The following is an 11,481-nucleotide window of genomic DNA, read 5'->3' as shown; positions in this document are numbered from 1 at the left end:
CGATCAGGCGCGCGGCTTGATCCTGCGCGAACGGGCATAGCCGACGCCAATCAGGCCAAGAGCCATCATGCCAAGCATTCCCGGTTCCGGAATGGGAGTGCCGCCCGAAGAGGTCGTCGTTCCGCCGGAACTGGTGGTGGTCCCGCCGCTCGTCGTCGTCGTGCCTCCCGAAGTGGTTGTAGTACCACCCGAAGTTGTCGTGGTGCCACCCGACGTTGTCGTGGTGCCACCCGAAGTCGTTGTCGTACCGCCCGAGGTCGTGGTGCCACCCGAGGTCGTGGTGCCACCCGAGGTCGTGCTGCCACCCGAGGTCGTTGTACCGCCGCACAGGCTGGACCCGCCGCTGTGTCCGCAGTTGCAGTAGTGCTTGTGCTTGAACAACCAGAGCGCGTTGGCCGGCGTTGCTGCAGAAAGTCCTGCCAAGGCTGTTGCAGCGATAACGATTGAGCGAATGTTCATCTAAACCCCCGTTGGTTAATCACGGTCTGCTCAATGCTCTGCAAAAGTGATGCCAAATTATAAATATCAGGGGGTTAGATCGTTAATGAAAGAGTAGATTTGCAGCTCTGTAAGGCGGAGCGACGAATTGCGTTTCCCGATTGTTTCCCCGCGCTCAATTCTGCTGGCGCAGCGCCACGTCGTTCATGAAACGAATGTCATCTTTCGTGGCCAGCCAGCTTGCTTCGGAGGCTACGGCTCCCAGCATGTCGACCAGATCGTCCTGTTCCGCCTTGGCGAACGGTCCGAGCACGTAGCCGGTGACACGGTCCTTGTGCCCCGGATGCCCGATACCTAGGCGCACGCGGCGGAAATCGGCGCCGAGGTGCTGGTCGATCGAACGCAGCCCGTTGTGGCCCGCGGTGCCGCCGCCCTGCTTCACCTTCACCTTGAACGGGGCAAGGTCGAGCTCGTCGTGGAACACGGTCAGCGCGTCGATCCCGAGCTTGTAGAACCGCATCGCCTCGCCCACCGAACGGCCGCTCTCGTTCATGAACGTGGCGGGCTTGAGCAGCAGGACCTTCTGGTTGCCGATCCTGCCTTCCTGCAGCCAGCCCTGAAACTTCTTCTGCACCGGCCCGAAGCCGTGCACCTCAGCGATCGTGTCGAGCGCCATGAAGCCAACGTTGTGACGGTGCAGCGCATACTGCGGTCCGGGATTACCGAGGCCGACCCAGAGTTGCATGTCTTTGCGGTTCCTTTGACAGGCGTTTGCAGGGCCTGATAGCGGATGGGGCGCCTGTGCCAATATCCTTCGACAGGCTCAGGATGAGCGGCGTTGGTCAGAAAGCGAGATTCACCCGCTCATGCTGAGCCTGTCGAAGCATCCCGCGCTTGGTCGACGTCCTTCGACAAGCTCAGGACGAGCGGGGTGGGGACGGAAGCTATCATCCCACAACCCCGCTCATGCTGAGCTTGTCGAAGCATCCCGCACGGGAAGCTGAAAAAAAGAACCCCTCCCGCACGAAACGGAAGGGGCTTCTTTTTCACGCGCCTGCCAAGGCAGGCGGCAAGGATGCCGATCAGGCGTCCTTGGTGGTGTCGCCTTCTTCGCTCTTCAGCGAGGAGGGAGCCACGATCGTCGCGATGGTGAAATCGCGGTCGGTGATCGCGGGCTTCACGCCTGCGGGCAGGGTGACGGCGCTGATGTGGATCGAATCGCCAACTTCGTAGCCCGAAACGTCGACGATGATGTCGTCGGGGATCGCGTCAGGCGAGCAGATCATTTCCAGCTCGTGGCGGACGACGTTGAGAATGCCGCCCTTCTTGAGGCCGGGCGACTTCTCCTCGTTGATGAAGGCCACCGGCACGTCCACGTGCACGACCGAGTCCTTCGAAACGCGCAGAAAGTCTGCGTGCTGCGGACGGTCGGTCACCGGGTGGAAGGCGACGTCCTTGGGCAGGGTACGGATGGTCTTGCCACCGACCGCGAGCTCGACGACCGAGTTGAAGAAGTGGCCGGTGCCCAGCGCCTTGTTGAGCGCCTTTTCTTCAAGATGGATCGCGATGGGTTCTTCGTTGCCGCCATAGATCACGGCGGGGGTGCGGCCTTCGCGACGCAGTGCACGGGAGGCTCCCTTGCCAGCCCGATCGCGCGTCTCGGCCGACAGGTTAAGCGTTTCGCTCATGTGTCAGTACCTTCAGCTATATTTAAACACACTTCCTCCGCCACGCCTCCAGGGATGACCATGACAGGGAAGCGGCGGCCCTTACCGGGTTTGCCGGGAAATGCAAGGGTTGGAGGTTTTGAGGATGTTCGGACTTTCTCAATCCACCAACTGCGGTGGTGCGGAAGAGGTGATGGCGATGCACCCACCACACAAGTAGATGTATGAAACTCCCGGCCCTTCGGAAATGTGCCAATGATTTACATTTCCAGGGGCTCGGTGGCTGGCAATTTCTTTGAAGTCGAGAATCGTATTGACGGAAGTTACCTCTGAAAAAATCACTTTTACGGGGATCCGATCGCGCGACTGGAATGTACTATAGCTATGAAAAATCACGGTAACGGTTTGGGTTACGGGATCAATTTCTAACTTATCAAACCGGGAGTCATGACCAGACATTTCGTCATCAAAAAGAATATTTGTCATCCGAAGGCTACTCTCACTGAGTTCGGTTTCCCTCAAGGCACCCGCCTGATTGTCCACCCACGCGCCATCATCAGGCGTTGCAGACTGTCCGTGCCTGCCAGATGCGCCGCGCCCACGGCCACGAAAGGCTTTGCGCCCGCCTTGAGCATCGCATCCAACTGGTCCGCCCAATTGCGGTTGCGGTCGGTCAGCAGCGCCTGATGCAAACCTGCGTCGGCAAGGAACCCCTCGTTCGCCTCCCGCGCGATCCCCAGATCATCGCCGCGCAGCCATAGCGCGACCATGTCGGCCTCCTCGTCCTTGTTGCTCGCCGCTTCCACCGTCACTTCCTGCAGCAGCACCTGCTGCTGGCGCGGGGGGAGGGCGTCGAACACGCCGAACTGGCTGTGGATCGTCTCGAACCCTGCGACCGGTTTGCCCGCCGCCAGCTTGCGCAAGGCAGGCTCTGCGCCACTGTCAGGGTCGGCCCCGGCCTTCTGCCCCGCAATGGCGGCAAGCTGCAGCGCTACCGCCCAGCTTTCAGTATCGGCAAAGTCCGCATCGGAAAGGCCAAGCTTGCGATAGACCTCGGCCAGTTTCGCCCGATACGCAGGCGCAAGGCGTTGCGAAGGCGGAGGCAGGCCTTCGGTCCCGGCAAGATCCGCCAGCGCATCCCCCGCCGTCTTCTGGTCCAGCGGCTCGGCAATCTCTAGCACCAGCCGGTCCGACCGCGCCAGCGCCTCGCCCACTGCAGGCCGCAGCCACTTCACTTGTGGTGGCAAGGCATGGACGGTGCCGAACAGATAGCCGCGCACCGCCCCGGTCTTGTCCTCGATCTGCCAGAGCGCGACCCGCGTGTCCGGCTCGGGCGCAGTCTTCCCGCGCTCCATCCACGCCATGACCATGCCCAGCAGTAGCGCCGGAACGATGGCCCACAACAGGCGGGGAAGGAAGCGGGTGAAGTTAGTCATTGCACGCGGGTTGAGGCGAAGCCTTGCGCCTTCAGCAGGTCCTGCACGCTCTGCGTCCCGGCCAGGTGGCCAGCGCCCACCGCGATGAACACCGTGCCGGGCTGGTCGAGCCGCTTTGCGATCCAAGAAGCCCAGTTCCGGTTGCGCTGATAAAGCAGCGTATCGGCAAGCTCGGGATCGTCCATCTGCTCGTTCATCAGCTTGCCGAGCCCCTCCGGATCGCCCGAGCCCCACTCGTCGGTCATCGTGCCGATGATGCCAAAGCTCTTGTCGAAATCGCGCACCGCTTCCCCAAGGAACTTGAGTTGCGCCTCGCGCGGCAACTGGTCGAACAGGCCAAGCTGGTAATCGACCGTCTCGAGTGCACCCAGCTTCTTGCCTTTGGCCACCGCCGCCTTGCGCAGCACGGCTTCTACGCCATCGTCCGCGCCATACCCCGCCATCGCATAAGGCATCACGCCCAGCGTAATCCCTGCAAGCCACGGCTCCATCGGATCAAACGCCTCTGCCGGAATCTTCAGCTTCGTCAGCAGCGCTTCATAGGCCACCCGGTCAGCATCCGGCATCATCGAACGCAGCGTTTCGCCCTTCAGCAGGCCCAGCGCCAGGACCGTCTTCTGCTGCTCGGCCGCGGGAACCTCCGGAATCTCGGTGATCAACTCGCCCGAACTGTCGAGCGCCTTGCCCACCGGCCCATCGAGCCAGACCAAGCCCTTGGGCAGCGCATGGATCGTGCCGAACAGGTAGATCGTGGTGTCAGCATCGGCGACTTTCCACAGCGCAGGCTTCAATTGCTTCGGCGCAGGTGCCGCAGCTGCAGGCTTTGCTGCAGGAGCTTCGGCATGAACCGAGCCGGTAAAGGCAAAGGCGGCCAGCGCAATGGCGGCGGTGAAGGTGCGATAGGCGCGTTTCATGGGTTGCTCCTTTTGCCCGGAAACAGGTTGCAGGGGAATGAAGGGATTCGAAAAGGCGTCAGAGATGGCGCTGGCGGAACCAGACCACGCCCCACACCGCCATCGTGGCGAGGTAGATCGTCACGCCGTCCGCCTCGGGCAGGAAACCCCCGCGATGGCCCAGCCACCAGATCGGTGCGGCAGCGCTGTAGAAATAGAGGCCGATCAGGGCTCCGCTGCGATAGGACTGTTCCTCATGCTCGTCGATGTTGCGGTGCCAGAACCAAGTCACCGGCGCGATGACGAGAACGATCACCGCGATCAACGCTGCGGCCACGCCTGCAGGTAGAGGGCCCTTGGCAATGTCGAAGGGCTGATCCGGCGCATCGCCCGCAAAGCTCATCCACGCGCCTGTGACCAGACCAATGCCGCAGGCGAGGGCTGCGCTGATCGTGGCGCGTCGCGCGCGCGGCGAGAGCGGGCCGTTCTCCCGGTAATAGCGCCGCACGCTGACCCATGCGAACCAGAATGCGGCAAGCGTGAGGCTGGCGAAAACGGCCATTATGACCCAGCCAATCGGCTTGACCTGCGCTTCCTTGCCAAACGCATCGATCAGGCCCGCCGTCGCTCCGGAAAAGAACACTGCGCCGACAGTCGCGCCGAACATGCGCAGGGCGAGCTTGCCGAAGCTCATGGCCGGTGGGTCAATCTGATCGTCAGTCATGTTGGAAACCATCATCGAAGATCTCCTCGATACGAAGCTGGAACAGGCGCGCGATGCGGAAGGCGAGGGGGAGCGAAGGGTCGTGCTTGCCCGTCTCGATCGCGTTCACCGCCTGGCGGGACACGTCGAGCTTGAGGGCAAGGTCGGCCTGGCTCCACTGCCGCTCCGCGCGCAAAACTCTCAATCGGTTGTTCATGTCATGCTGACCTGTCCATATGTCAGGTTATGCTGACAATATGTCGCGATTCGTTGACTATGTCAAGATAACCTGACATGAATGCAAAAGCGCCGCTTCCCGGTTGATTTGGCGGCCCTCATCGGCCAAAGCCGCGCGACCATGGCCGACACCAAACTCAAGCCCCTCAGCCTACAGGACATGATCCTGCGCCTCCACAGCTTTTGGAGCGAACAGGGCTGCCTGATCCTCCAGCCCTATGACATGCGCATGGGGGCAGGGACCTTCCACACCGCCACCACCCTGCGCGCCTTGGGGCCAGAGCCATGGAACGCCGCCTTCGTGCAGCCCTGCCGCCGCCCCACCGACGGCCGCTATGGTGAAAACCCCAATCGCCTGCAGCACTACTACCAGTATCAAGTCATCCTGAAGCCAAGCCCTGAGAACCTGCAGGAGCTCTACCTGCAGTCGCTGGTCGAGATCGGCATCGACCCGCTGGTCCACGATATCCGCTTCGTGGAAGACGACTGGGAATCCCCCACGCTCGGTGCATGGGGCCTCGGCTGGGAAGTGTGGTGCGATGGCATGGAAGTCACCCAGTTCACCTACTTCCAGCAGATGGGCGGCTTCGATTGCAAGCCCGTCGCTGGCGAGCTGACCTACGGCCTCGAACGCCTCGCCATGTACATCCAGGGCGTCGACAACGTCTATGACCTCGCCTTCAACAATCACGGCGTCACCTACGGCGAGGTGTTTCTCGAGAACGAGAAGCAGATGTCGAAGTGGAACTTCGAAGTCGCCGATACCGACAGCCTGTTCGAAGGCTTCCGCCGCGCCGAAGCCGAATGCGTCCGCAGCCTTGAAGCAGGCGTGCCCATCGCCGCTTATGAGCAGGCGATCGAGGCCAGCCACCTGTTCAACCTGTTGCAGGCACGCGGCGTGATCTCGGTGCAGGAACGCGCCAGCTACATGGGCCGCGTGCGCGATCTCGCCCGCGGCTCGTGCGAGGCCTACATGGAAAAGAACGCCGATCAGTGGGCGGCCAAGTACCCGGAGTGGAGCAAGTGACCGATTTCCTTCTCGAACTGCGCAGCGAGGAAATCCCGGCCCGCATGCAGGCCGGTGCCCGCACCGATCTGGAAAAGCTGTTCCGCAAGCAGCTTGACGCCGCTGGCCTCAAGGCGGGCGAGATCACCGTCTGGTCCACCCCGCGCCGTCTCGCGCTGATCGCCCGCGACCTGCCGCTGGCGACTGAGGCCGTATCCGAGGAAACCAAGGGCCCGAAGACCACCGCGCCTGAACAGGCTCTCGAAGGCTTCCTGCGCAAGACCCGCCTGACCAAGGATCAGCTGACCGAGCGCGATGGCGTCTGGTTCGCCGTCACCGAAAAGCCCGGCCGCGCCACCAGGGACGTGCTCGCCGAAGCCATCCCCGCGATCATCCGCGCCTTCCCCTGGCCCAAGAGCCAGCGCTGGGGCGCCGCCTCGCTCTCTACCGAATCACTGCGCTGGGTGCGCCCGCTCTCCGGCATCGTCGCCATCCTTGGCGAGGATCTGGTGGAATGCGAGATCGGGGCTGTGAAGTCCGGCTACGCCACACGCGGCCACCGCTTCCACTGCCCGGGTGAAATCACCATCGGCAGTGCGAACGACTACGCCGAAAAGCTGCGCGCCTGCCACGTCATCGTCGACCATGTCGAACGCGAGGCGATGGTGCGCGAGAAGGCCAAGGCTGTGGCGCAAGCCGCTGGTCTGGTGCTGGTCGAGGACGAAGGTCTGGTGATCGAGAACGCCGGCCTCACCGAATGGCCGGTGCCCTTGTTGGGACGCTTCGACGAGGCTTTCCTCGACGTGCCCCCCGAAGTCATCCAGCTCACCGCCCGCGTCAACCAGAAGTACTTCATCTGCCGCGACAGCGCCGGAAAGCTCGCCAACGCCTTCGTCTGCACCGCGAATATCGAGGCGAAGGACGGCGGCGCCGCCATCGTCGACGGCAACCGCAAGGTCCTCGCTGCGCGCCTCTCCGATGCCCGCTTCTTCGGGGAGCAGGACAAGAAGAAGCCGCTGGCCGAACAGGCGCAGAAGCTCTCGCGCATCACCTTCCACGAAAAGCTCGGCACCGTGGCCGACAAGGTCGAACGCGTCGCCAAGCTGGCCCGCTGGCTGGTGGAAGAAGGCATAGTAACGCCTGAACTCGCCAACCAAAACCTTCGTCATTCCCGCGGAGGCGGGAATCCAGCGGCAGGCGCCGCGCCAGAGTGGACCCCCGCCTCCGCGAGGGTGACGAAAGAGGAACTGGCAGACCAAGCCGAACTCGCCGCCCGCCTGTGCAAGGCTGATCTCGTCACCGAGATGGTCGGCGAATTCCCCGAACTCCAGGGCCTGATGGGCGGCTACTACGCCCGCGCCGAAGGCCTGCCTGACGCCGTGGCCGACGCCATTCGCGATCACTATGAGCCGGTCGGTCAGTGGGGCAAGGTGCCCACGGCTCCAGTTACGGTTGCGGTAGCGCTCGCGGATAAGCTGGATACGCTCCTAGGCTTCTTCGCAATCGACGAAAGGCCAACGGGTTCGAAAGATCCGTTCGCTCTCCGCCGAGCCGCGATCGGGGTTAATGCTTTACTGATTGCGAACAACCTGCCGTCGGTCAGTCAGGCAGTAATTGGTGCAGGAAGACAGCTCATCAACGAAGCATCGATCAAATCCAACGCGCGGCGGGAGACTCTGCTTGCGCGTCATCAGGCAGAGTTGGCTGATCTCGGTGCTTTGGACAACAAGTTGGCTTCCATGGAGCAGGTGTCGCGCCGCGAACAGATCTGGCAATCGCACATGAATGAGCTTCAGCTTTTCGACGAGGCAGAACGCGACGCTTCGCTTGCGCTGCTGGATTATGAAGTCCAGTATCCGCAAGTATTCGCCTTCTTAGTCGACCGCCTCAAAGTCCAGCAACGCGAAGCAGGCGTTCGCCACGACCTGATCGACGCCGTCTTCGCCCTTGGCGGCGAGGACGATCTCGTCCGCCTGCTCGCCCGCGTCCACGCGCTGCAGGCCTTCGTCGGCACCGAGGACGGCGTGAACCTGCTCGCAGGCTACAAGCGCGCCGCCAATATCCTCAAGAAGGAAGTGTACGAAGCCGCCGATGCGGAATACGCCCGCGAGCTCGCCGAACAGGCGCTGGTCGATGCGCTGAACGCTGCCGAGCCGCAGGCCGACAGCGCCATTGCTGCGGAAGACTTCACCGCCGCCATGGCCGCACTCGCCAGCTTGCGCGGCCCCATCGATGCCTTCTTCGAACACGTGACCGTCAATGACGCGGACGCTAACAAACGTTCAAGTCGTCTCGCCTTGCTTGACCGTTTCCGTGCTGCAGTGCACAAAGTTGCGGACTTTTCGCGCATAGAAGGGTAAGGAGCGGGCCGAATCCGGCCCTATCCGGCAAGAACAGACTGACGCAGGGAGCCTCGGTGGCGAAATGAGCGCATACGTATTCCATTTCGGCGGCGGTGCAGTGTCTTCGGACGCGCGCGCCAAGGACAAGACCATCGTCGGCGGCAAGGGTGCGAACCTTGCCGAGATGGCCGGGATCGGCCTGCCGGTGCCTCCGGGCTTCACCATCAGCACCGAAGTCTGCACCGCCTACAACGCCAGCGGCAAGACCTTTGACGATGCCCTGCGCGCAGGCGTCGCCAATGGCGTTGCGCATATCGAGAAGGCCACCGGCCGCACCTTCGGCGATGCCGCCAACCCGCTGCTCGTCTCGGTCCGCTCGGGCGCGCGCGTCTCGATGCCGGGCATGATGGACACCGTGCTCAACCTCGGCCTGAATGATGAGACGGTCGAGGGCCTTGCCGCAGGCTCGGGCGACCCGCGCTTCGCCTGGGACAGCTACCGCCGCTTCATCCAGATGTATTCCGACGTGGTGCTTGGGCTCGACCATCACCGGTTCGAGGACGCACTGGAAATCGTCAAGGAAGACAACGGCTTCTTCAACGATGTCGAATTGGGTGCCGAGCACTGGCAGGCGCTCGTCGGCGAATACAAGGCCATCGTCGCAGACCAGCTCGGCCGTCCGTTCCCGCAGGACGTTCACGAACAGCTCTGGGGCGCGATCGGCGCCGTGTTCGACTCTTGGGAGAGCGACCGCGCCAAGGTCTATCGCAAGCTCAACGACATTCCGCATGACTGGGGCACCGCCGTCAACGTGCAGGCCATGGTCTTCGGCAACATGGGCGAAACCTCGGCCACCGGCGTCGCCTTCACCCGCGATCCGGCCACCGGCGAGAAGGCGTACTACGGCGAATGGCTGGTCAATGCCCAGGGCGAAGACGTCGTTGCCGGCATTCGCACCCCGCAGTACCTGACGCTCGCCGCGCGCGAGCGGGCAGGGGCCAAGCCGCTGTCGATGGAAGAGGCGATGCCTGATGCATACGCCGAACTCGCCGCCGTGTTCGAGCTGCTCGAAAAGCACTATAAGGACATGCAAGACATCGAGTTCACCGTCGAGCAGGGCAAGCTGTGGATGCTGCAGACCCGCTCGGGCAAGCGCACCGCCAAGGCCGCGCTCAAGATGGCGGTCGACATGGTCGGCGAAGGCCTGATCGACGAGGCCACCGCAATCAAGCGCATCGATCCGATGGCGTTGGACCAGTTGCTCCACCCCACGCTCGATCCCAAGGCGGTGCGTGATGTGCTGACCAAGGGTCTTCCGGCATCGCCCGGCGCGGCTTCGGGCGCGGTGGTGTTCGATGCCGATACCGCGCAGGCGCGCGCCGAGCGTGGCGACGCGGTAATCCTCGTCCGCGTGGAAACCTCGCCAGAGGACATCCACGGCATGCACGCCGCCAAGGGCATCCTGACCGCACGTGGCGGCATGACCAGCCACGCCGCCGTGGTCGCACGCGGCATGGGCCGCCCTTGCGTCTCGGGCGCTTCGGGTGTCTCGATCGACATGGCCAGCCGCACTGCAAAGATCGGCAATCGCGAGATCAAGGAGGGCGATGTCATCACCCTCGATGGCTCGAATGGCGATGTCATGGCGGGTCTCGTCCCCACCGTGGAGCCTGAACTCGTCGGTGATTTCGGCACGCTCATGGTCTGGGCGGACAAGCACCGCCGCATGAAGGTGCGCACCAACGCCGAAACCCCGCTCGATTGCCAGGTCGCCCGCCAGTTCGGCGCCGAAGGCATCGGCCTGTGCCGCACCGAGCACATGTTCTTCGAAGCGGGCCGCATCAGCGCGGTGCGCCAGATGATCCTCGCCGAAGACGAGAAGGGCCGCCGCGCTGCCCTTGCCAAGCTGCTCCCCGAACAGCGCAGCGACTTCCAGTCGATCTTCGAGGTCATGGCGGGCCTGCCCGTTACGATCCGCCTGCTCGATCCGCCGCTGCACGAATTCCTGCCCCACGCCGATGCCGAGTTCGCCGAACTTGCCGAAGCCACCGGGCTTGGCGTCGAGCACCTCAAGCGCCGCGCCGGGGAACTCCACGAATTCAACCCGATGCTTGGCCACCGCGGCTGCCGCCTCGGCATCACCTTCCCTGAAATCTACGAGATGCAGGCCCGCGCCATCTTCGAAGCGGCCTGCGACGTTGCCGACAAGAGCGGCGATGCGCCGATTCCCGAAGTGATGATCCCGCTCGTCGCCACGCGAAAGGAACTTGAGATCCTGCGCGCGCTGGTCGACCGCGTGGCGCTTGAAGTCTTCGCCGAGAAGGGGCGGACGCTCGAATACATGGTCGGCACCATGATCGAACTGCCGCGCGCTGCGCTGATGGCGGGTGAGATTGCCGAGGAAGCGAAGTTTTTCTCGTTTGGTACCAATGACTTGACCCAGACGACGCTCGGCGTGAGCCGCGACGACGCTGCGCGCTTCCTCAACCCTTACGTCGATCAGGGCATCTACCCGCGCGATCCGTTCGTCAGCCTCGATATCGAGGGCGTCGGCCAGCTGGTCGAACTGGCGGCAGAGCGTGGCCGCAAGACCCGGCCCGACCTCAAGCTCGGCATCTGCGGCGAGCATGGCGGTGACCCGGCCTCGATCGCTTTCTGCGAGAAGACCGGCCTCGATTACGTCTCCGCCAGCCCCTACCGCGTGCCGATCGCAAGGCTGGCAGCGGCACAGGCGGCGTTGGCCTGATAACCTATTTGGA

At 63.2% G+C, this 11,481-nt stretch carries 12 protein-coding genes; 4 read left to right on the top strand and 8 right to left on the bottom strand.

Features of this window, described 5'->3' with window-relative positions:
- Nucleotides 1–3 precede the first annotated feature (3 nt).
- Nucleotides 4–66 (bottom strand): hypothetical protein, encoded by a 63-nt coding sequence (locus ACZ1JW_RS16545; RefSeq protein ID WP_465142799.1) that lies wholly within the window; start codon nucleotides 64–66, stop codon nucleotides 4–6.
- Between the two features lies 1 nt (nucleotide 67).
- Between ACZ1JW_RS16545 and ACZ1JW_RS16540 the strand changes: the two genes are divergently transcribed.
- The gene (locus ACZ1JW_RS16540; protein WP_465142827.1) at nucleotides 68–364 is read left to right on the top strand and encodes a hypothetical protein; all 297 of its coding nucleotides are present in this window, start codon (nucleotides 68–70) and stop codon (nucleotides 362–364) included.
- A 249-nt stretch (nucleotides 365–613) separates the two neighbouring features.
- Here the strand turns inward: ACZ1JW_RS16540 and pth are convergent, their stop codons facing one another.
- From pth to ACZ1JW_RS16505, 7 genes are all read right to left on the bottom strand, one after another.
- Nucleotides 614–1,183 (bottom strand): aminoacyl-tRNA hydrolase, encoded by a 570-nt coding sequence (gene pth / locus ACZ1JW_RS16535; RefSeq protein ID WP_465125664.1) that lies wholly within the window; start codon nucleotides 1,181–1,183, stop codon nucleotides 614–616.
- Between the two features lie 337 nt (nucleotides 1,184–1,520).
- The gene (locus ACZ1JW_RS16530; RefSeq protein ID WP_465141366.1) at nucleotides 1,521–2,126 is read right to left on the bottom strand and encodes a 50S ribosomal protein L25/general stress protein Ctc; all 606 of its coding nucleotides are present in this window, start codon (nucleotides 2,124–2,126) and stop codon (nucleotides 1,521–1,523) included.
- Nucleotides 2,127–2,264: 138 nt separating this feature from the next.
- Nucleotides 2,265–2,591 carry a hypothetical protein gene (locus tag ACZ1JW_RS16525; RefSeq protein ID WP_465141365.1) on the bottom strand — a complete coding sequence of 109 codons (327 nt, stop codon included), beginning with the start codon at nucleotides 2,589–2,591 and terminating at the stop codon, nucleotides 2,265–2,267.
- Nucleotides 2,592–2,623: 32 nt separating this feature from the next.
- On the bottom strand, nucleotides 2,624–3,541 hold the full coding sequence (locus ACZ1JW_RS16520; RefSeq protein WP_465141364.1) for a TraB/GumN family protein: 918 nt from the start codon (nucleotides 3,539–3,541) through the stop codon (nucleotides 2,624–2,626).
- Nucleotides 3,538–4,455, bottom strand: coding sequence for a TraB/GumN family protein (locus ACZ1JW_RS16515; protein ID WP_465141363.1), 918 nt, complete (start codon nucleotides 4,453–4,455; stop codon nucleotides 3,538–3,540). Before ACZ1JW_RS16515 ends, ACZ1JW_RS16520 begins: the two co-directional genes overlap by 4 nt.
- A gap of 58 nt (nucleotides 4,456–4,513) precedes the next feature.
- Complete coding sequence (locus ACZ1JW_RS16510; RefSeq protein WP_465141362.1) at nucleotides 4,514–5,173, bottom strand: hypothetical protein; 660 nt, start codon at nucleotides 5,171–5,173, stop codon at nucleotides 4,514–4,516.
- A complete protein-coding gene (locus ACZ1JW_RS16505; RefSeq protein ID WP_039331181.1) occupies nucleotides 5,151–5,354 on the bottom strand; it encodes a helix-turn-helix transcriptional regulator in 204 nt (67 codons plus the stop codon). Before ACZ1JW_RS16505 ends, ACZ1JW_RS16510 begins: the two co-directional genes overlap by 23 nt.
- 141 nt (nucleotides 5,355–5,495) lie before the next feature.
- Here ACZ1JW_RS16505 and ACZ1JW_RS16500 point away from each other — a divergent pair, with 141 nt between their 5' ends.
- The 3 genes from ACZ1JW_RS16500 to ppdK all read left to right on the top strand — a co-directional run bounded on the left by ACZ1JW_RS16500 (nucleotide 5,496) and on the right by ppdK (nucleotide 11,468).
- Entirely contained in the window at nucleotides 5,496–6,401 is a 906-nt protein-coding gene (locus tag ACZ1JW_RS16500; RefSeq protein ID WP_465125669.1) for a glycine--tRNA ligase subunit alpha, read from the top strand.
- Entirely contained in the window at nucleotides 6,398–8,740 is a 2,343-nt protein-coding gene (gene glyS / locus ACZ1JW_RS16495; RefSeq protein ID WP_465141361.1) for a glycine--tRNA ligase subunit beta, read from the top strand. The genes ACZ1JW_RS16500 and glyS overlap by 4 nt, the downstream gene beginning before the upstream one ends.
- Before the next feature lie 64 nt (nucleotides 8,741–8,804).
- Entirely contained in the window at nucleotides 8,805–11,468 is a 2,664-nt protein-coding gene (gene ppdK, locus ACZ1JW_RS16490; RefSeq protein WP_465141360.1) for a pyruvate, phosphate dikinase, read from the top strand.
- Nucleotides 11,469–11,481: the final 13 nt, after the last annotated feature.

The sequence above is a fragment of the Novosphingobium sp. BL-A-28-Hi1-0D genome (genome assembly GCF_055521755.1).
This window is presented reverse-complemented; position numbering and strand designations above follow the sequence as displayed.